The sequence below is a fragment of the Natronomonas salina genome (assembly GCF_013391105.1).
In the GTDB taxonomy this organism is placed as follows: domain Archaea; phylum Halobacteriota; class Halobacteria; order Halobacteriales; family Haloarculaceae; genus Natronomonas; species Natronomonas salina.
On the sequence record NZ_CP058335.1, the window covers coordinates 1,067,804 to 1,086,623 of the forward strand.

Annotated in this window: 19 protein-coding genes; 8 read left to right on the forward strand and 11 right to left on the reverse strand. The window is 70.5% G+C overall.

Annotated features, from left to right (window positions below; genetic code table 11):
- Window positions 1-39 precede the first annotated feature (39 nt).
- Window positions 40-1,041, reverse strand: a complete 1,002-nt coding sequence (locus HWV07_RS05920) for an alcohol dehydrogenase catalytic domain-containing protein (RefSeq protein WP_178333412.1) — start codon at window positions 1,039-1,041, stop codon at window positions 40-42.
- A 51-nt stretch (window positions 1,042-1,092) separates the two neighbouring features.
- Window positions 1,093-1,290: a DUF5800 family protein gene (locus tag HWV07_RS05925; RefSeq protein ID WP_178333413.1), complete on the reverse strand. Its 198-nt coding sequence runs from the start codon at window positions 1,288-1,290 to the stop codon at window positions 1,093-1,095.
- Window positions 1,291-1,530: 240 nt separating this feature from the next.
- Here HWV07_RS05925 and HWV07_RS05930 point away from each other — a divergent pair, with 240 nt between their 5' ends.
- Window positions 1,531-2,664, forward strand: a complete 1,134-nt coding sequence (locus HWV07_RS05930) for a polymer-forming cytoskeletal protein (RefSeq protein ID WP_211694233.1) — start codon at window positions 1,531-1,533, stop codon at window positions 2,662-2,664.
- Between the two features lie 45 nt (window positions 2,665-2,709).
- Here HWV07_RS05930 and HWV07_RS05935 read toward each other — a convergent pair whose 3' ends face one another.
- Both HWV07_RS05935 and HWV07_RS05940 read right to left on the reverse strand, forming a co-directional pair.
- Window positions 2,710-3,546, reverse strand: a complete 837-nt coding sequence (locus HWV07_RS05935) for a phosphatase PAP2 family protein (protein WP_178333414.1) — start codon at window positions 3,544-3,546, stop codon at window positions 2,710-2,712.
- Window positions 3,546-5,327: an ABC transporter substrate-binding protein gene (locus HWV07_RS05940; protein WP_178333415.1), complete on the reverse strand. Its 1,782-nt coding sequence runs from the start codon at window positions 5,325-5,327 to the stop codon at window positions 3,546-3,548. The genes HWV07_RS05935 and HWV07_RS05940 overlap by 1 nt, the downstream gene beginning before the upstream one ends.
- Before the next feature lie 221 nt (window positions 5,328-5,548).
- Between HWV07_RS05940 and HWV07_RS05945 the strand changes: the two genes are divergently transcribed.
- Together HWV07_RS05945 and HWV07_RS05950 are read left to right on the forward strand one after the other, a co-directional pair.
- Complete coding sequence (locus tag HWV07_RS05945; RefSeq protein ID WP_178333416.1) at window positions 5,549-6,730, forward strand: redox-regulated ATPase YchF; 1,182 nt, start codon at window positions 5,549-5,551, stop codon at window positions 6,728-6,730.
- Between the two features lie 121 nt (window positions 6,731-6,851).
- Window positions 6,852-7,229, forward strand: a complete 378-nt coding sequence (locus tag HWV07_RS05950) for a DUF7344 domain-containing protein (protein ID WP_178333417.1) — start codon at window positions 6,852-6,854, stop codon at window positions 7,227-7,229.
- A 21-nt stretch (window positions 7,230-7,250) separates the two neighbouring features.
- On the opposite strand, the gene HWV07_RS05955 is transcribed toward HWV07_RS05950, so the two are convergent.
- The 3 genes from HWV07_RS05955 to HWV07_RS05965 all read right to left on the reverse strand — a co-directional run bounded on the left by HWV07_RS05955 (window position 7,251) and on the right by HWV07_RS05965 (window position 9,338).
- Window positions 7,251-8,099 carry a UbiA family prenyltransferase gene (locus HWV07_RS05955; protein ID WP_178333418.1) on the reverse strand — a complete coding sequence of 283 codons (849 nt, stop codon included), beginning with the start codon at window positions 8,097-8,099 and terminating at the stop codon, window positions 7,251-7,253.
- Between the two features lie 63 nt (window positions 8,100-8,162).
- Entirely contained in the window at window positions 8,163-8,933 is a 771-nt protein-coding gene (locus tag HWV07_RS05960; protein ID WP_178333419.1) for an MBL fold metallo-hydrolase, read from the reverse strand.
- Between the two features lie 126 nt (window positions 8,934-9,059).
- Entirely contained in the window at window positions 9,060-9,338 is a 279-nt protein-coding gene (locus HWV07_RS05965) for a MarR family transcriptional regulator (RefSeq protein WP_178333420.1), read from the reverse strand.
- Between the two features lie 377 nt (window positions 9,339-9,715).
- On the opposite strand from HWV07_RS05965, the gene HWV07_RS05970 reads away from it, so the two are divergent.
- The 5 genes from HWV07_RS05970 to HWV07_RS05990 all read left to right on the forward strand — a co-directional run bounded on the left by HWV07_RS05970 (window position 9,716) and on the right by HWV07_RS05990 (window position 14,490).
- Window positions 9,716-10,426: a class I SAM-dependent methyltransferase gene (locus HWV07_RS05970; protein WP_178333421.1), complete on the forward strand. Its 711-nt coding sequence runs from the start codon at window positions 9,716-9,718 to the stop codon at window positions 10,424-10,426.
- A gap of 54 nt (window positions 10,427-10,480) precedes the next feature.
- Entirely contained in the window at window positions 10,481-11,380 is a 900-nt protein-coding gene (locus HWV07_RS05975; RefSeq protein ID WP_178333422.1) for a glycosyltransferase family 2 protein, read from the forward strand.
- Between the two features lie 88 nt (window positions 11,381-11,468).
- Entirely contained in the window at window positions 11,469-13,049 is a 1,581-nt protein-coding gene (thsA, locus tag HWV07_RS05980; RefSeq protein ID WP_178333423.1) for a thermosome subunit alpha, read from the forward strand.
- Between the two features lie 280 nt (window positions 13,050-13,329).
- Complete coding sequence (gene ddfA / locus HWV07_RS05985; RefSeq protein WP_178333424.1) at window positions 13,330-13,623, forward strand: DdfA family disk-determining factor; 294 nt, start codon at window positions 13,330-13,332, stop codon at window positions 13,621-13,623.
- Window positions 13,624-13,767: 144 nt separating this feature from the next.
- Window positions 13,768-14,490, forward strand: a complete 723-nt coding sequence (locus tag HWV07_RS05990) for an SDR family NAD(P)-dependent oxidoreductase (RefSeq protein WP_178333425.1) — start codon at window positions 13,768-13,770, stop codon at window positions 14,488-14,490.
- Window positions 14,491-14,590: 100 nt separating this feature from the next.
- Here the strand turns inward: HWV07_RS05990 and HWV07_RS05995 are convergent, their stop codons facing one another.
- The 4 genes from HWV07_RS05995 to mfnA all read right to left on the reverse strand — a co-directional run bounded on the left by HWV07_RS05995 (window position 14,591) and on the right by mfnA (window position 18,791).
- Complete coding sequence (locus HWV07_RS05995) at window positions 14,591-15,169, reverse strand: NfeD family protein (RefSeq protein WP_178333426.1); 579 nt, start codon at window positions 15,167-15,169, stop codon at window positions 14,591-14,593.
- 42 nt (window positions 15,170-15,211) lie between these two features.
- On the reverse strand, window positions 15,212-15,475 hold the full coding sequence (locus HWV07_RS06000; RefSeq protein WP_178333427.1) for a DUF7312 domain-containing protein: 264 nt from the start codon (window positions 15,473-15,475) through the stop codon (window positions 15,212-15,214).
- A gap of 61 nt (window positions 15,476-15,536) precedes the next feature.
- Window positions 15,537-17,663, reverse strand: coding sequence for a methionine--tRNA ligase (metG, locus tag HWV07_RS06005; RefSeq protein WP_178333428.1), 2,127 nt, complete (start codon window positions 17,661-17,663; stop codon window positions 15,537-15,539).
- 75 nt (window positions 17,664-17,738) lie between these two features.
- On the reverse strand, window positions 17,739-18,791 hold the full coding sequence (gene mfnA, locus HWV07_RS06010) for a tyrosine decarboxylase MfnA (protein WP_211694234.1): 1,053 nt from the start codon (window positions 18,789-18,791) through the stop codon (window positions 17,739-17,741).
- Window positions 18,792-18,820 lie beyond the last annotated feature (29 nt).

An 18,820-nucleotide genomic window follows, 5' to 3' on the forward strand; every position in this document is an offset into this window, starting at 1 on the left:
CCGGGCGCTGACCCTTAGGTGTACCGCTACCGACCGATACTACGCCTCCGGTACCACGACCGCCCGCCCGTCGACATCGCCGGCCTCGAGTCGCTCGAGGGTCGCCGGCACCTCGTCGATGCCGACCCGCTCGGTCCGGGTCTCCAGGCGGTCCTGTCGGGCGAGGTCCAGCACCGACCGGAGCTCCGCCGGTGTGCCCCACTGGACGGTCCGGTAGGTCACCTCGCTGCCGACCAGTGGGTTCCACGAGAAGTCGACCGACCCGCCGCCGATGCCGGCCAGCACGAGCCGGCCGTCGGCGCCGAGGACGTTGACGCCCCACTGGAGGGTCGCGTCGACGCCGACGAAGTCGACGACCGCGTCGACCGGGCCGCTGGCGGCGTCCCGTATCTCGCCCGGCACCGACCCCGAAGTGTCGACGGTCGCGTCCGCGCCGATGGACTCGGCGCGCCGGAGCTTCGCCGGGTCGCGGTCGACGGCGACGGTGTAGCAGCCGCGGAGCCGTGACAGCTGGACGCCGAACTCCCCCAGCCCCCCGATACCGACGAGGGCGACGCAGTCGCCGGGTCCGACGTCGGCCTTCTCGATGGCCCGGTACGGGGTGAGGGCGGCGTCGGTCAGCGGCGCCGCCTCGACGGGGTCCAGGCCGTCCAGCGGGAGGCAGTAGTCGGCCGTCGGCACGCGGACGTACTCCGCGTAGCCGCCGTCGTGACCGATGCCGAGCCAGTTCGTTAAGTTGCAGAGCTGGTCGTCGCCGCGGGCGCAGACCTCGCAGTTCCGGCAGCCCCAGCCGCCGAAGACGGCCACGTCGGTGCCGACGTCGAGACCGACCCCCTCGCCGGTCTCGGCGACGGTGCCGGCGACCTCGTGGCCGAGCGTCCGCGGTTCGGTCAGCGGGAGGTCGCCGTCCAGCACGTGCAGGTCGGAGTGACAGACCCCGCAGGCGGCCACCTCGACGAGCACCTCGCCGGGACCGACCTCGGGTCTCGGGACGTCCTCGATACGGAGCCCCTCTCCTGGGTAGAAGCGCGCGGCTCGCATGGGGTGGGACGCGGTGGCACGGGAAAAGAGCGTTCCGGTGGCGGCGAACGCCTAGTCGAGGATGTCCTGAATCCGGCGGGGTTCGTCGGAGAGCGAGGGGCTCTCCTCGACGATCTGCAGCACCTCGTGGTCGGTCACGTCCGGGTAGTCCTTGCGGGTCGCCTCCTCGATGAGGTCCTTCTCGAGGCGGAACTCTGTGCCCTCGTAGATGACGTCGACGCCCTGCTCGTCGAACGAGAGAACGGTCATACCGGGGGTTCGACGGTGCCGGACATAAGCGCCACGACGACCGTCCGCCGGTCCGCCGTCGCGTCCGCCGGGCGAAGCGGAGACGAGACGGATGCGACGGGAGTTTCCCCTCCCCGTCGCCGGGGCGCGCCCGCTGGCGCATCGACGGCCCCGTCGGCGTTACTCGCGTGACCGACATATGTCTGCCGGACGTCTGACGCGCGAGGAGGATTTATTAGCGGTGACCGGCAGGGTTACACCGTGTTCGGCTCGGACCCGCTGGAGGAGCTGTCCATCCCCGACGGCACGCACGTCCAGGAGCACGACCTCGTCACCGACGGGGACGTGCTCGTCGGCGGGCAGAGCGTCGTCGAGCTGGGCGTCCGCGGCGGCAACGTGGTGGCCGGCGAGCGGGTCCGCTTCGGCGGCGACATCGAGGCCGATGGCGACTGCCGGCTCGACATGTGGTGCGACGTCGACGGCAACGTCCTCGTCGGCCAGGACGCCTACCTCGGCGAGCGGGTCCACATCACCGGCCAGCTCATCGTCTCCGGCGACCTCGACATCGGCGACGACGTCGACATCGAGCGCGGCTTCGAGGCCAACGGCTGGATCGTCATCCGCAACCCGATGCCGACGATCGTCTTCCTGTTCGTCTACCTCTCGCAGTTGCTCCGCATCGGGGAGGAGGAGGCCGCCGAGGAGGTCGCCGAGGAGTTCCTCGCGGCCGACCGCGAGGCCGATCCCCTGATGATCCCACGCGGCGCCCGCGTCTCGGACGACGCCTGGCGGGTCTCGACACCCGCCACCATCGGCGACGACTGCCGCGTCCACGGCAACATCCGCGCCACCGAGATCGAGGTCGGCCGAGAGACCGAGGTCTTCGGGAGCCTCCGGGCGAAAACCGACATCCACGTCGGCCCCGGGACCATCGTCCACGGCGACGTGACGACGAAGGGCGGCGACGTCGTCGTCAGCCCGGGCGCGCACGTCCGCGGCGACATCTCCTGTGAGGACTGCCGGCTCTCGGAGGTCGCCGAGGTCGACGGCACAATCCGCGCGCACGGCCGGCTCGTCTTCGAGGACGCACCGGAACCGGAACCCGAGGCGGAATCCGAGAGCGATGACGAACTCGCGGGTGCGGACGACGAGGCAGCATTAGAAGACATCGCTCCCGCCGTGGTTCCCCTCGGCGAGGGGGAACTCCCCGAGCCGGACCCGGAACCGGCTTTCGTCCGACTCGGCGACGGGCGGCTCGACGTCGAGGCCACGCCGGCCGTCCGCCCGGTCGCGGAGAGCGAGTTCGAGTGGGGGCCGACCGACGAGACCGTCCCCTCGACGAACGGCTCTGGCGACGACGTCGAGAAGATCATCGCCGACGCCGAAGACGGCTGACCCGGTCCGTACTGTTCCTTCCGACGAATCCACAGCCGCCCGCACCTACCGGTCCGTCCTCGACCGCCACCAGTCCTCGAGGACCTCCCAGACCGCCCACCGGTCGACCACGAGCCGCGAGAACACGACGCTGACGGACGCGAGGACGAGTCCGGCCAGCACGTCGATGCCCCAGTGGATACCGAGGTACATCGTCGAGACGACGACGCTGGCGGCCAGCAGGACGGCGACGGGGAACCAGGCGCGGAGGTCGTCGCGGGAGATGGCGGCGAACGCGGCGACGGTCGCCGACAGCGAGGTGTGCAGCGACGGGAAGACGTTGGTGTTGCGGTTGACCTCCTGGGTGAGGTACTGGTACTCCGGCCGGGCGTCGTAGAGGACCGTGTCGAGGCCCTCGACCATCAGGTTCCGGGGGCCGTACGCCACGACGAACACGTAGAGTACGACGCCGACGGCGTAGTTGAACGTGTAGGCCGAGAGCAGCCGCCGGAACAGCACGGTGTCGGACAGCGTGAAGTAGGCGACGACCGGGAAGATGAGGAGGAACGCGTAGCCGTAGACGTAGACGAACGAGAAGTACGAGGTGACCGACTCCGAGGCGATCGACTGGAACACCAGGATGAAGTCGCCCTCCAGCCGGTAGAACGTCGCCGTCGCGTAGATGCCGTACTCCCGAGAGAACGCCGGCGCTGACTGCCGGACCCACCGGTTGACGAGCAGCGAGGCGACGAGTATGACCACGAGCGGGCCGGCGGTCCGGATCCGGGAGCGCCACTCCGAGCGGGTCCGCGCCAGCCGGTCGCGGCCCACGAAGGCGAGCAGCGAGACGGGCAGGGCGACGGCGAGGGCGGCGGCGACCCGCGTCACCACCTCGACGAACATCAGTACCCCTCGAGCAGCCGTCCCTCGTCGTCGTACCGGTAGTCGGCCTCCTCGAACAGCGTCCTCGCGGCGTCGACGTCGAGTTCGCCGTCGGCGCCGGGGAACGGCGTCACGGGGTCCGCCCCGTCCCACGCCAGTTCGTCGGGGACCCACTCGTCCGCCAGCGGCGTGACGGCCGGCGTCGCGTGGCCCTCGAACACCGTCTCGGCGATCCAGGCCTTGTCCAGCAGGCTCGTGACCGCCCGCCGGAAGTGGGTGTTGCTGCACGGCGAGGACCGGACGTTGAACCCGAGGTGGTAGAACCGCCGGGGCGACGACTCGAAGCGCTCGAGGTCCGGGTCGTCGGCGACGTCGCCGATCGCGCCGGGCGACAGGTGAGAGGCCGTGACGTCGGCGCTCCCGCCCCGGACGCGGTCGGCGGAGGTGACGCTGCCGGGGTCGACCTCGAACCGGATCGTCTCGACCGACGGGGCCGGCCCGTCGACGGCGGGCCGCAGCGAGAAGTGCTCGTCGTTGCGCGTCAGGGCGATGAAGTCGCGCTCCGAGTGGTCGTCGTAGCGGTACGGCCCGCTGCCGACCGGTGGGAGGTTGTCGATGTCGGCGGGGCTCCACCCGTCGACGGGCGCCGTGGCGTCCGGCGGGCCGACCTGCTCCTCGACCAGCGCGCTCCAGCGGTGTTCGGGGAGGACCGGGACAACGAACGCTCGTTCGGCGACCGACCGCGCGGCCGTCGTCGATATCTCAAGGCGGTACTCGTCGACCACCTCGACCGAGTCGATGGCCGAGACCCGGCCGCGGTACCGCGGCGCCGGGACCGGCACGCGCCGCCGGCCGAGCAGCGTGTCCGCCAGGAACCGGTAGGTGAACGCGACGTCGGCCGCGGTGAGCGGCTCGCCGTCGTGGAACCGACAGTTCTCCCGGATGTCGACGGTCGCCGTCTGCAGTTCCGTGCCGGCCTCGTCGGCGTCGTCGGCCCACTCCCAGTTCGAGGCGAGCCAGGGCGCCAGTTCGCCGTCCCGCTCGGTCGCCAGCGAGTCGTACACGAGCTCTACCACCCGGTCCTCGCCGTGGAGCGTCGGGGACAGCGGGTTGGCCGAGCGGGTCGAGCGGCTGTCGGTGACGAGCGCGGTGAGTTCGGTGACGCCCTCGGCCGGCTCGACCTCGAGGTAGCCGCCGCGCCCGTCGAGGTGGCCGCCGTCCCACCCCTCGTAGCGGTCGGGGTCGGCGACCCGGTACTCGTCGGGGACGCAGATCGGTTCGAACGGCTTCTCCTGGACCACCGTCGAGAGGATCCGGTCGACGATGGCGGCGCGCTCGTCGCCGGCGGCCAGCCGCTGGTCCTCCAGGTACGCGTCGAAGGGGATGTTGGTGTAGCCGAAGGGGTTCTGCCAGCCCGGCTCGTGGGTGAACGTTGAGTGGAGCGCCTCGTAGAGGTACTCGGGGTCGGTCTCCAGCGGGTGGGTCCCGACGTAGACGTCGTACTCGTGGTCGACGAGCACGCGCCCCAGGAACTCCTGGGGGGACCGGACGTCGCGGGAGACGTCCACGCCGGCGGCCCGGAGGTTCGACTCGAGGTGCTCGACGATCCGGACGGACGCCCGGTCGCTGTCCGCGGGGACGGTCGCGATCGACAGCGAGACCTGCGAGTCGCCGTCGGGGTCCGCGGCGCTGCGGACCATGTCGATACAGCCGCTCGTCGCGCCGGCGGCGCCGATCAGGCCGGCCGCGAGGAACGACCGCCTGCTGACGCCGTCACCGGTGTGTTCGCGGGGTTTCGTCATGGCGTCACGCCGCCCGGTCTCTCGGGTCGTGGCTGTCGGGGCGGCGCGGCGGGCGGGGACGGTCGGCAGGGTCGTGTGGAGGGGCTTCCATACATCGACGCGTACGCAGAAGACCAAATACTTTCTCACTTAGTAGTCCGCTAATTATGCCCTCAGGCACCGGTTACCGTCGCCGGGTCGACTATCGGGACGCATTTACGGGGTCCGGCAGTACGTCGGGTATGCTCTCGGTCGCCCTCGCCGGCAAGCCCAACGCCGGCAAGTCGACGTTCTACAAGGCCGCCACGCTGGCGGACGTCGACGTCGGCAACTACCCGTTCACCACCATCGACGCCAACCGGGGGGTCAGCCAGGTCCGGACCCGCTGTCCCTGCCTCGACCGCGAGGAGCGCTGCGGCAACGAGAACTGCCACGGCGGCAAGCGCTACGTCCCGGTCGAACTGCTCGACGTCGCGGGGCTGGTCCCCGGCGCCCACGAGGGGAAGGGCCTCGGCAACCAGTTCCTGGACGCCCTGTCGAACGCCGACGTCATCCTGAACGTCGTCGACGCCTCCGGCGGCACGAACGCCGAGGGGGAGCCGGTCGAGGTCGGCAGCTACGACCCCGTCGAGGACGTTCACTTCGTCGAGGAGGAGATGGACCTCTGGCTGGCCGGGATCGTCGCCGACAACTGGGAGACCATCGAGCGGCAGTCTCGCTCGCCGGAGTTCGACTTCGACGAGGCGCTGACCGACACCCTCACCGGCGTCGGCGCGACCGAGTACGACATGATGGCCGTCCTCCGGGAGATGGAGTACTCCGACGACCCGATGGCCTGGGACGACGCGGACCGCGAGGAGCTGGCCCGGCGGCTCCGCGAGCGGACCAAGCCCATCGTCGTGGTCGCCAACAAGGCGGACGTGGCCCCGGAGGGCAACGTCGAGCGCCTGGAGGAGGTCGCCGGCCACGTGATCCCCTGCACCGCGGAGGGCGAACTCGCGCTCCGGCAGGCCGTCGAGGCCGGCGTCGTGGACTACGACCCCGGCGACGACGACTTCGAGATCACCGGCGACCTCTCGGACGCGCAGGCGGAGGGCCTCGAGCGCATCCGCGACGTCATGCAGCAGTGGGGCGGCACCGGCGTCCAGCAGTCGCTGAACGAGGCGGTCTACGACCTGCTCGACCGCATCACCGTCTACCCGGTGCAGAACGAGACCCGGTGGACCGACGGCCAGGGGAACGTCCTCCCGGACGCCTTCCTCCTGGAGCGCGACGCGACCCCGAAGGACCTCGCCTACGCGGTCCACTCCGACATCGGCGAGGGGTACCTCCACGCGGTCGACGCCCGCGCGAGCCGCCGCGTCGGCGAGGACCACGAACTCGACGAGGGCGACGTCGTCAAGATCGTCTCGACGGCGAACTAGGGGAGCGTCACCGCGATCTCCGGCGAGGCGTCGTCACCCGGCTGTCACTCGGTTGTTCAGAACGACCGTCCTCCGTGAAAATATCGCACATTGATATCGATCGCCGTCCATCACTCCCAGTATGAACGGGAACGGGGGAGACCACGCAGACGACGTCTTCGAGGCGTTGTCGGACGTCCAGCGGCGGAAGCTGCTGGTGGACCTGCTGGAGCACAATCCGCAGACGGTCGAGACGATCTCGGAGGCGTCGAGGGAGGTGGGCGGGATGAGCGAGGGACTCAAGGAAGAGTACCTGGCCAGCGACGCCGAGATCAGTGGGGCGGACAAGAGCCACGTTCGACTCTACCACGTCCACCTCCCGATGCTCGTCGAGTACGGCTTCGTCGAGTGGGATCGCGAGTCGAACACCGTGGTGAAGGGCGCCCGGTTCGACGCGATCCGGCCGGTGCTGGAACTGCTCGAGGAGAACCACGAAACCCTCCCGGCGGGCTGGCTGTAGTTCGGGTCCCGTCTCCGAAGTTCACCCGATCCACACTGCGGCCACGAGTACCGCGAGGAAGAGGTACGACCCGCGGATGAGGAGCTTCGTCGCGAGCCCGGCGTCCTCGCCGGCGCGCCACGCGAAGGCGGCGACGACGCCGAAGACCAGCGGCGCGGCGACGCTGGCCGGCGGGAACACGCCGACGGCCGCGAGGACGAGGACGACGGCCATCCCGGCGGCCATCAGCCCGTAGGCGAACCGGCGGGCCGCGTCCGGGCCGAGGACGACGGCGACGGTCCGCTTGCCGATCGAGCGGTCGTACTCGTAGTCGGTCGCGTCGTCGACGACCTTGATGCCGCAGAGGACGACGAAGAAGACGAGGGCGAAGGCGACGACGTCGGCCCCGAGGGCGGTTGCCTGGACGTAGTGGCCGCCGAGCAGCGCGAAGGCGATGCCCGCCGGGTAGCCGGCCGTGGCGCCGACGGCGTTGAGGTCCAGTTGCGGGGCGTGGAGGTAGCCGATGATCCACCCCGGGAGCGTGAGCAGCGCGGCCCAGACGTCGACCAGGAGGCCGATGGCGGCGAGGCAGGCGAAGAAGAGCGCACTCGCGCCGGCGAGGGCCAGCCGGCAGCCGTCGGCGGTCAGCGGGTGGTCGTCGTCCTCGCCGCGGCCGTAGAAGTCGACGTAGCCGTCCTTGACGTGGGCGGTGTAGAGGCCGGCGAAGGCGGCGACGAGGTGGAGGACGAGCAGCGTCGGGTCGACCCGGCCGGCCAGCACCGCCCCGAAGGCCGACGCGGCCAGCGGCGGCAGCATGAACACCGGGTGGACCTGCGAGACCAGTGCACCCGCGTCCGCCCGGATCCCCGAACCGTGGCGTGCGATCCCCATGGGTGGACTTGGAGAGCCTCCATCATTATTGTGGGGACGGGGGCAACGGAATGGAGCGGTGGGTCACGCCGGCGCGGCGCTGTCGCCGTCCCAGCGGACCCGACCCTCGTGGTCGAGTTTCTCGAGGTGGGCGCGGACCGTCGCGCGGGCGAGGTCCTCGACGCCGGCGAGGTCCTTGTCGTAGGCGGCAGCGAGGATCGCGTCGACGGTCTCGCTGCCCGACTCGACGGCGTGGAGGACGCGACGTTCGCGGTCGAGGCGGTGGTCGATGAGGCGCTCGCAGGTCTCGCGGACGTCCTCGACGACGGGGCCGTGACCGGGATAGAGCCGCTCGGGGGCCAGCCCGCGGACCCGGCGGAGGGAGGTGACGTACGCGCGCATGTCCCCCTCCGGTGCACCCACGACGACGCTGCCCGCGGCGACGGCGAGGTCACCGGAGACGAGCCCCTCGCCGGTCTCGAAGGCGACGTGTTCGGGCGCGTGGCCGGGCGTGTCCCGGACGGTGACCGGGCCGTCGCCGGTCTCGACGACGGTCCCCTCCCGGAACGTCCGGTCGGGTTCGGCGTCGGTCGCGGCGGCGAAGGCGTCCTCGCGGCCGTACCGACACCAGACCGTGGCGTCGGCCTGGCGGGCGTACTCCGCGACCCTGCCGACGTGGTCTGGGTGGTGGTGCGTGACGGCGACGTGGGCGACGTCGTCGAGGCGGGCCTCGACGCGCTCGTCGGTCGCCGCCGGGTCGACCAGGAGGGCGTCGTCGCCCCCGACGACGTAGCAGGCGGTCTTCCCCGTGGGGGCCCGGGTGGGAACCTCGACGGGGAGGCGCTCGACGTGCATACCCGGAGGTGGCGCGGCGAGGGCTTAGTAGTGGGCGTCGACGGCCGCGGCTGTCGGGCGGGCGGGAGACGGGAAGGTCGGAAGCGGTGGTCCGGGGTTCGGGCGGGGCCCCGGTTGCGGAGCAGATTACTCGACGAGGTAGTAGACCTGCTTGCGGGCGTCGTGGAAGGAGTAGCGGGAGTCGACGAGGTCCTCGTCCTCGAGGCGGTTGAGCGCGTAGCGGACGGTCCGATCGGGGAGCAGCGACTCCTCGGCGAGCTGGCCCTGCGAGAGCGGGGAGGCGTCCTCCAGCACCTTCGCGACGAGCTTCGCGCTCGGGGGGAGTTCGCGCAGCGTCTCGCGGAACTCGGGGTCAGACAGCGGCGATTCGGCCTGGCGTGAGCGTTCCTCCGTGGTCGTGCTCATACCAAGGCGTGAGTGGAACCTCCTGGTAAAACTTCGCTATATGGGTGTCCAAACAATACGTACACTCAAGTGTGTATAATGCCCCCTTATACACAGCCGGCTTACATAGTACGCGCTGGCAATTTTGGCGGCAAAGTTTGGGCCGAAATCGGATAAATCACCTCGAAAGGAAACCCTCCCGGATTAAGGGGCCGTGCTATGACGGGCGGGGGTTCCGGACGACCGTGCGGGTCCGGCCGTCTATATATCCACATGCCGACACCTTTCACCCAGTCGCCAGTTCGGACGGGTGCGGACGAGCGGGGTCTCGGGGCGACCCGCGGTCGCCCGGCACTTTCAGCATCCTTTTATGGTCGGCGGAGGTCGATTCGGGTAGTGTGAAGGGTCAGGAGTGGTACCAGGAGGACGACATCGCGGAGGCGTACGACGACAAGCGCTTCTCGCAGGGCGGCCGCGTCATCGACCGCCGGGAGAAACGGGCGGTCATCGACGCCCTCGAGCCGCTGGAGGGCAAGCGCGTCCTCGAGGTCGCCTGCGGGACCGGTCGGTTCACCGTCATGCTCGCCGACCGCGGCGCCGACGTCGTCGGGATGGACATCTCCGAGGCGATGCTCGAGCAGGGCCGCCGGAAGGCCCACGCGGCGGGCGTCGAGGACTCCCTCGATTTCATGCAGGGCGACGCCGGCCGGCTCCCCTTCCCGGACGACCACTTCGACGCCGTCTTCGCGATGCGGTTCTTCCACCTGGCGCCCGACCCGGAGGCCTACATCCGCGAGATGCGCCGCGTCTCGAAGGAACAGATCTTCTTCGACACGTTCAAGCGCTACTCGTTCCGGTCGATCTACAACTGGGCGCTGCCGATGGGCTCGCGGCTCTACTCCGACCGGGAGGTCCGCGAACTCGTCGTCGGCGCCGACCTCGAACTCGTCGACGCCGCCCACGACTTCGTCGTCCCCTTCGGCTTCTACCGGGCGGTGCCCGGCTGGGTCGCCCGCCCGTTCCGGTCGCTCGACGAGACGGTCGGTCGGACGCCGCTCGGTGACAACCTCGCGTCGGTCTCCTACTGGGACGTCCGCGTCCCCGAGTAGCAGGGCCGGCCAGCACCCGCGGAACTTTTGGTGGTCCGACACGCTATCGGGGGTATGGACGTGTCGGTGGTGGTGCCAACGCTGAACGACCGCGACGAGCTCCGCGGCTGTCTCGACGCGTTGAGCGCCGAGGCCCCCTTCGAGCTCGTCGTCGTCAACGGGCCCTCCACCGACGGGACGAGCGGGATGGTCCGCGACCACGAGGGCGTCGACGTCCTCGTCGAGGTCGACGACCGGAACGTCAGCGTCGCGCGGAACGCCGGCCTCGACCGGGCCCGCGGCGAGGCCGTCGCCTTCGTCAACCCCACGATGGCCGTCGAGGACGGCTGGCTCGACGCCGTCGTGACGACCCTCGCCGACGCAGACGCCGTCACGGGCCCGACCCACGAGCAGCTCCGGGCCGGCGTCGCCACCGACAGCGTCGAGACCCGGACCATCCGCGGGCGGGCGGTCACCTACTTCAACGGCGGCAACGCCGCGTTCACCCGGGAGGTCGTCGAGGCCATCGACGGCTTCGACGAGTACCTCGAGGTCGGCGGCGCCCGCGACGCCGCCCACCGGCTGGCCGGCCTCGACTATGGCGTCGCCTGGAACGCCGAGATGTGCGTCGCCCGCGAGGCTGCCACCGACGGCGGCCGCAAGGAGCGCGACTGGCGGGACCGCTACCGCTCGCTGGCCTACCGGCTGGCGAAGAACTACGGCGCCCACCCGACGGTCGCCTTCCGGACGGCCCGCCACGGCGTCGCGGACGCCACCTCAGCGCTCCGAGACGTCGTCGACGGCGAGGCGAAGCCGACGAGCTGGTTCGGCAACGGCCGCGACGTGCTCGTCGGCGGCGTCCTCGGGTATAAAGACGGCCTCCGGGCGCGGCTCTCCGACCGGACTCCGCGGCGGAACCCCAACGGCTGGTCGGCCCGCACCGACCGCGCCGTCGCGGTGTACGACCGCCGATGAGGGGCCGGCAGCCGAGGCGCCGACTCCGCGTCAGCGGGGCGCGGACAGAAACCCTTATATAGAACCGCTGACGACATATCGAACGAATATGTCACAGCAGATGCGCCAGCGGCGCGGACAGCCGCTTTTCATTCTCAACGAGGACTCCGAGCGGACCCGCGGGAAGGACGCCCAGTCGTCGAACATCACCGCGGGCAAGGCCGTCAGCGAGTCCGTACGGACGACGCTCGGCCCCCGCGGCATGGACAAGATGCTCGTCTCCGACTCCGGCGACGTCGTCATCACGAACGACGGCGCGACCATCCTCCAGGAGATGGACATCGAGCACCCGGCGGCCCAGATGATCGTCGAGGTCGCCGAGACCCAGGAGGAGGAGGTCGGCGACGGCACGACGACCGCCTCCGTCCTCGCCGGGCAGCTCCTCGCGCAGGCCGAGGACCTGCTCGACGACGACGTCCACCCGACGACCATCGTCGAGGGGTACCAGGAGGCCTCCCGGCTGGCGCTCGAGGCCGTCGAGGACGTCACGCTCACCGACGAACTCGACGACGACGTGCTCGCGTCGGTCGCCGAGTCCTCGATGACCGGCAAGGGCACCGGCGACATCGACGCCGCCTCCCTCGCCGAGACCATCGTCGCGGCCATCCGGCAGGTCCAGACCGACGACGGCGTCGACCGCGACGCCATCACCCTCCGCACGCAGACCGGCGCGGGTGCCTCCGCGACCGAGCTGGTCCAGGGCGTCATCAGCGAGGAGGAGCCCCTCCACGACGACATGCCCCGCAGCGTCGAGGACGCGACCATCGCCGTCCTCGACCTGGACCTGGAGGTCCGCGAGGCCGAGATCGACGCCGAGTACGACATCTCCAGCGTCGACCAGCTCAACCAGGCCCTCGAGGCCGAGGAGGGCGAACTCCGCGGCTACGCCGAGACCGTCGCCGACGCCGGCGTCGACGTCGCCTTCGTCACCGGTGACGTCGACGACCTCGTCGCCTCCTACCTCGCGAAGGAGGGCGTCCTCGCGTTCGACTCCGTCGACGACGACGAGGCCCGCTCGATCGCGCGCGCGACCGGCGCTCGCACCGTCGGCACCCTGAACGACCTCGAGGACGCCGACCTCGGCGCCGCCGACAGCGTCAGCGTCCAGCGGTTCGGCTCCGACGAGCTCGCCTTCATCGAGGGCGGCGCCGCCGCCGAGACGGTCACCGTGTTCGCGCGCGGCGGCACCGAGCACGTCGCCGACGAGCTCGAGCGCGCCCTGATGGACGCCCTCGACGTCGTCACCGCGTCCCTCGACGCCGGCGGCGTCGTCCCCGGCGCCGGCGCGACCGAGATCGCCATCGCCGACCACATCCGCTCGAGCGTCGCCAGCGTCCAGGGCCGCAAGCAGCTCGCCATCGAGGCCTTCGCCGACGCCGTCGACGTCCTGCCCCGGACGCTCGCGGAGAACTCCGGCATGGACCCCATCGACGCGCTCGTCGACCTCCGCTCGACCCACGACGCCGAGGGTCGAGCCGGCCTCATCGCCGAGGGCCAGTCCGGCGACGTCGGCGACCCCGTCGAGCACGGCATCCTCGACCCCGCCGCCGTCAAGCGGGAGGCCGTCGAGTCCGCCACCGAGGCGGCGACGATGATCGCCCGCATCGACGACGTCATCTCCGCGAAGTAACGGTCCTACCCTCGCCTTTCTCTCGCGTAGCCCCTCCGTAGCCGCCGGACGGTCGTCGCCGTCGACCGGAACGGCGATAGCGGACCGACAACCGCCGGTCCCGACCCGTCGTCGCCCTCACGTTCGAATCCCGAACCCGAGTTCTATCGCCTGGGGATGGAGTCCGGGACGAGTAGTCTGTCCAACAGGTAGTCGGGTCACGAGTTAGCGCTGGCTTTCACCTGACGGCGGTCGAACACGGACGTGGCGTTTTTTAGACGTCGCTGGCGTCCATCCAAACGTGACGAACAGCTCCTCTCCGACCCTGGCCGTCCTCGAAGCCGTCGCAGACGCCGACGATACGGACCCGCTGGACCTCCCGCCGCTGTACGACGCCGTGGACACGGACGCGCTCGAGGCGCTCTTCGAGCCGCTGCCCCACGGCGGCACCCGCACCGGACGGATCGAGTTCACCTACCACGGCTACGACGTCAGCGTGGCCTGCGCGGCCGACGGGTCGGTGACCGTCGAGGCGCACCACCGCTCCGCCAGGACACGGTCAGGACAGGCTGAAGCCCAGCTCAGCTTCGACTGAGTCCCGGTCGAGGCGACGAGAACCCACCCCAGACGAACGGCTCATCGACCGACTGGAGACCGGCGCGGACACCGGTCGCCGCTGGAGCTGTTACCTCACCGTCCGACCCGCTCGTTTTTCACCCTCCGAAGCGTCGGCTCAGCCATGGGACGACTCGACGACGAGACCGTCATCGTCACGGGCGCGAGCCGCGGCCTCGGCGCGGCGATGGCCCGCCGGTTCGCCGCGGAGGGCGCGAACACGGTACTGACCGCCAGGAGCGAGGACGACCTCCGGGAGGTCGCCGACGCGGCCGACGGAGAGACGCTCCTCGTCCCGGCGGACGTCACCGACGAACCCGCCGTGGAGGCGCTCATCGAGGCGACCGTCGACGGGTACGGCGAGCTTACGGGCCTCGTGAACAACGCCGCGGTCGGGATGCTGAGCCTCCACGACGAGCTCCGGGAGGTCCGGAACGTCGACGTCGACGACTGGCGGCTCGTCATGGAGGTGAACGTCACCGGGAGCTTCCTCTGTGCGAAGCACGCCGTCCCCGAACTGAACGAGGGGAACGTGATCAACATCTCCTCCGGCCTCGGCCGGCGGGGCTCGGCGGGCTGGGGCCCCTACGTCGCCTCGAAGTGGGCCCTCGAGGGGTTCTCCCGGACGCTCGCCGAGGAGCTCGCCCCCGACGTCAACGTCAACTGCCTGGACCCCGGCGGCCGCGTCGAGACCGGCTTCTGGGACCACCTCGACGACGAGGAGCGCGACTCCATCCTCGACCCGGACGTGATGAACGAGGCCGCCGTGCTGCTGCTGGAGCAGGACCCCGACGGCGTCACCGGCGAATCAACGACGGCGAGCGACTGGGAGGACCGGCTCGGGTAGCCAGCACTATCGACGGGAGAGAACCGCCCGACTACTCGCTTCTTGATCGACTGGAAATCGGGCTCTCTGAAACCGGACGGAGAGAACAGAATCGCGGACCCTAGGCGGGTTCGCTCTCGTCGCGCTCGCGCTCCGGGTCCCGTTCCTCCTCGGCGCGTCGCTGCCGCTCCCGGGCGAGTTCGCGGTCGATGTCGTCCTCGAGGCCCTCGGTCGACTCGACGGTGATGACGTTGCCGCCGCCGGGGTCGACGACCATGATCTCGGCGCCCTCCTCGATCTCGCCGTCGAGGGCGCGGGCCTGGTAGTAGGGGTTGAAGCCGCCGGAGTCCAGCTTCACCTCGCCGTCGCTCCGGGTGACCCGCTGGGTGACGCGGCCGGTCTTCCCCTGCAGCGACCGCGAGTCGCTGGTCTGTCGCGTCCCCTTCCCGCCGTAGAAGTCGAACTGCCGGTAGGCGTACAGCGCGAGGCCGCCGGCGCCGAGGACGACCGCCGCCAGCACGATGGGCAGCGCTACCGTCGGGAGGAGGGGGCCGAGGGCGAGCCCGGCGAGGCCGGCGGCCAGGAGGGCGATGCCGACGACGACGAAGTGGGCCCCGGGGGCGAACGCCTCGAGGATCATCAGCGCCGTCCCGAGCAGGACGAGGAGGAACGGCACCGAGTAGCCGAACAGTTCAGCCATGGCCCGGGGTACGGACTCCCGGACGTTAACGCTTCGGCCGTCTCAGAGCAGGAACATCCGGGAGATGATGAACAGCGCGAGGAGTACTCCGAGGATTACGAAGAGGACGTTCTCCAGGGAGGGGTCGCCGGGCTCCAGCGGTCGTCGGCGCTCGCGCTCGGCGGCCGCGGCCGCCTCGGCGTCGGCCTCCCGCTGCTCGAGGTCCTGCAGGGAGAACTCCCACTCCGAGTCCTCGTCGGCGTCGGGGCCGGCGGTCCCGTCCGCCTCGTCGGACCGCCGCTCGCCCGCGTCGCCGGGGTCGCTCATGGAACGCGGTAACGGAGGGAGGGGCAAATGGCTGTCGGGACGGGCCGGCGGCGCGTGGGGGTCACTGGATCTTCGTCCCCGGCTCGGCGTCCCCGTGGGTGGTCAGCAGGTCCGCCTGGTCGCCGGCCGCCAGCAGCATCCCGTCGGACTCGACGCCGAACAGCTCGCTCTTCTCGAGGTTGGCGACGACGACGATGCGGGTGCCCGGCAGCGCCTCGAGGTCGTGGAGCTGCTTGATGCCGGCGACGATCTGGCGGGTCTCGACCCCGATGTCGACCTCGAGCTTCGCGAGCTTGTCGGCGCCCTCGATCGGCTCGGCGGCGAGCACCTCGCCGACGCGGAGGTCGAGGTCCTGAAACTCCTCGAAGCCGATCCGCTCCTCGCGGACGGGTTCGAGGTCCGCGGCAGCGCCGCCGGTCTCGTCGTCCGATTCGGCGGCCTCGTCGGCTTCGTCCTCCTCGCCGTCCCCGGCGGCCTCGACGCGCGCCTGGAGCTGCTCGTTGAGCTCCTCGACGCGGTCGTCCTCGATCTTCTCGAACAGCTCGGAGGGCTCGTCGAACTCGGCGACCGGATCGGCTAGGGCGTCGCCGAGTTCGGCGTCGTGGACGCTGCCGTCCTCGCCGAGCTGGCTCCAGAGTTCCTCGGCCTTCCCCGGCAGGACCGGCTCCATGAGCACCGCGACGGCCTTCGAGAGCTGGACGCAGTCGCGGATGACCTGTGCGGCCTGCTCGGGGTCGTCGTCGGTGAGCTTCCAGGGCTCGTGGCGCTGGATGTACTCGTTGCCGAACTTCGCGAGTTCGACGGGCGCCCGCCCCAGCCCGCGGACCCGGTAGTCGTTGATGGCCTCGCGGAAGTCCGCCATCGCGGACTCGATTTCGTCGCGAACCTCGTCGCTCACGTCGGCGTCAGGGGTCCCGCCGTAGTTGCGCTCGGCGAACAGCAGCGACCGGTAGCAGAAGTTCCCGAGGTTCCCGACGAGTTCGCTGTTGACTCGCTCCTGGAGCCCGTCCCACGAGAAGTTCACGTCGGCGACGAACTCGCTGCCGGTGACGATGTGGTAGCGGTAGAGGTCCGGGTGCAGGCCCGACTCGACGTAGTCGTCGGCCCAGACGGCGCGGTTCCGGGAGGTGGAGAAGGCCTCGCCGGCGAGGTTGACGAACCCGCAGGCCATCACGGCCCGCGGTTCGTTGTAGTCGGCCCCGCGGAGCATCGACGGCCAGAAGACGGTGTGGTGCTGGATGATGTCGTGGCCGATGACGTGGACGATCTCCCCGCCGTCGGGGTGCTCGTCGGTCCCCTGGTTCTTCCAGACGGCCTCCCAGTCGTAGGTCTCGGTGCCGACGCGCTCGGAGTACTGCTTCGTCGAGGCGACGTACTCGATGGGGGCGTCGACCCACACGTAGAGGACGAGGTCCTCGCCGTCGCCTCCCCCGTCGCCCTCGGCGTCGCCGGGGTAGTCGATCCCCCAGTCCATGTCGCGGGTGATACAGAGGTCCTGCAGTTCGCCCTCGATCCACTCCCGCGGCTGGTTCTGGGCGTTCTCGGTGCCCTCTAGGCGGTCGATGAACCCCTTCAGGTACTCCTGGAAGTCCGACAGCCGCAGGAACCTGTGGGGGCGGGTGCGGTACTCCGCGGGGTTGCCGGTGATCGTCGAGACCGGGTCCTCGATCTCGCCGGGCTCGAGGTGCCGCTGGCAGCCCTCGTCGCACTCGTCGCCGCGGGCCTTCTCCCCGCAGTACGGGCAGGTCCCCTCGACGAAGCGGTCGGGCAGCGGCTGGTCGGTCTCGCTGTCCCAGGCGACCTCGATCTCCTTCTCGAAGACGTGGTCGCCGTCGATCCACGACCGGACGAACTCGCGGGTGAGTTCGGTGTTCGTCTCGTCGTGGGTGTGCCCGTAGTTGTCGAACTCGACGTTGAACTGCGGGAACGTCTCCTCGTACTGCTCGTGGTACTCCAGGGCGAAGGACTCGGGGTCGACGCCCTCCTCGGCGGCGTTGACCGCGATGGGCGTGCCGTGCATGTCCGACCCGCTGACGAACGCGACGTCCTGGCCGACCCGCTCCAGGGCCCGCGAGTAGGCGTCGCCGCTGACGTACGTCCGCAGGTGGCCGACGTGGAGGTCGCCGTTGGCGTACGGCAACCCGCAGGTGACCACCGCGGGCGTCTCCGTCGGGAACTCCTCGTGCATACTCGGTATGCGTAGCGTCGGGGGTAAAACAGTCTCGTTACTGGACGGCCGTTCCGCCGCCCGGGACCGCCCGGATCAGGTCAGGCGGTCGACGTCGTCGAGGAACTCCTGGAGCATGGGCCGGGTGACGTGCGGCATGCACACCACCCGTCCCTCGCCGTTCTCGGTGCGGGAGAGCCGCCAGCCCTGCTCGCGGAGTTCGGCGATCAGGTCGTGCGGGAAGTCGATGGCGACGATGGGGAGGACGGGGTCGACGGCGTCGAAGCCGCGGGCCTCGATCTCGGCGGCGAGCCAGTCGGCGTTCGACTGGGAGGTGCGGTACTGGGCCTCGTAGCCCTCGGGCCACAGCTCCTCCATCGCGGCGACGGCGCTGGCGACGCCGGCGCCGCTTCGGGTGCCGGTCAGCGTCACCTGCGACGTCGACTCGAGGTACGGCGTGTCGATGGCGAGTTCGTCGAGGAGCTCCGGGCCGCGGGCCAGCAGGCCGCCGGCGGGGACGGCCGCCTGCCCCATCTTGTGCGGGTCGATGGTCATCGTGTCGATATCCGCGTCGGAGAAGTCCCACGAGTGGGCCGTGAACGGGAGGACGAACCCGCCCCAGGCCGCGTCGACGTGGCAGAGCGCGCCGGCGTCGTCGGCCATGTCGGCGAGCGCCGGGATCGGGTCGACGCGGCCGTACTCCGTGGTGCCGGCGACGCCGACGACGAGCACGGTGTCCTCGTCGATCAGTTCGGCGACGCCGTCGAGGTTGGCCCGGAAGTCCTCCAGCGGCGCGGTCCGGAGTTCGACGCCGAGGATGTCCGCGGCCTTGCGGAACGAGAAGTGCGCGGAGGCGGGCGCGACGAAGTTCGGCGTCCGGGTGTCCCCGCGGTTGCGGGCGATGCGGACCGCCTGGATGTTCGCCTCCGTCCCGCCGGAGGAGACGTACCCCGCGGCGTCCTCGAGGCCCGCAACCTGCCCCAGCAGGTCGATGGCCTCGCGTTCGAGCTTCGCCACCGTCTCGTAGGTCCCCGGGTCGCCGGGGTTGGTGGCGAGGAAGCGCTCCGCCGCGTCGCGGGCCGCCGGGTGCGGCCGGGTGCACATCGACGAGAGGACGCGACTGAAATCCTGCGGTTCGGCCCGCTGCATACGTGTAGCCATGAGAGTGTCCGTACGTT

Bases quoted from the DNA above. Each gene is read 5' to 3' on its own strand.
- HWV07_RS05960 (WP_178333419.1), bottom strand. From the start codon at position 8,933: ATGCACGTCGAGCGCCTCCCCGTCGAGGTTCCCACCCGGGCCCCCACG.
- thsA (WP_178333423.1), top strand. From the start codon at position 11,469: ATGTCACAGCAGATGCGCCAGCGGCGCGGACAGCCGCTTTTCATTCTC.
- HWV07_RS05950 (WP_178333417.1), top strand. From the start codon at position 6,852: ATGAACGGGAACGGGGGAGACCACGCAGACGACGTCTTCGAGGCGTTG.
- HWV07_RS05995 (WP_178333426.1), bottom strand. From the start codon at position 15,169: ATGGCTGAACTGTTCGGCTACTCGGTGCCGTTCCTCCTCGTCCTGCTC.
- HWV07_RS05940 (WP_178333415.1), bottom strand. From the start codon at position 5,327: ATGACGAAACCCCGCGAACACACCGGTGACGGCGTCAGCAGGCGGTCG.
- HWV07_RS05925 (WP_178333413.1), bottom strand. From the start codon at position 1,290: ATGACCGTTCTCTCGTTCGACGAGCAGGGCGTCGACGTCATCTACGAG.
- HWV07_RS05935 (WP_178333414.1), bottom strand. From the start codon at position 3,546: ATGTTCGTCGAGGTGGTGACGCGGGTCGCCGCCGCCCTCGCCGTCGCC.
- HWV07_RS05990 (WP_178333425.1), top strand. From the start codon at position 13,768: ATGGGACGACTCGACGACGAGACCGTCATCGTCACGGGCGCGAGCCGC.
- HWV07_RS05975 (WP_178333422.1), top strand. From the start codon at position 10,481: ATGGACGTGTCGGTGGTGGTGCCAACGCTGAACGACCGCGACGAGCTC.
- HWV07_RS05955 (WP_178333418.1), bottom strand. From the start codon at position 8,099: ATGGGGATCGCACGCCACGGTTCGGGGATCCGGGCGGACGCGGGTGCA.
- HWV07_RS05965 (WP_178333420.1), bottom strand. From the start codon at position 9,338: ATGAGCACGACCACGGAGGAACGCTCACGCCAGGCCGAATCGCCGCTG.
- HWV07_RS06000 (WP_178333427.1), bottom strand. From the start codon at position 15,475: ATGAGCGACCCCGGCGACGCGGGCGAGCGGCGGTCCGACGAGGCGGAC.
- HWV07_RS05920 (WP_178333412.1), bottom strand. From the start codon at position 1,041: ATGCGAGCCGCGCGCTTCTACCCAGGAGAGGGGCTCCGTATCGAGGAC.
- mfnA (WP_211694234.1), bottom strand. From the start codon at position 18,791: ATGCAGCGGGCCGAACCGCAGGATTTCAGTCGCGTCCTCTCGTCGATG.
- metG (WP_178333428.1), bottom strand. From the start codon at position 17,663: ATGCACGAGGAGTTCCCGACGGAGACGCCCGCGGTGGTCACCTGCGGG.
- HWV07_RS05945 (WP_178333416.1), top strand. From the start codon at position 5,549: ATGCTCTCGGTCGCCCTCGCCGGCAAGCCCAACGCCGGCAAGTCGACG.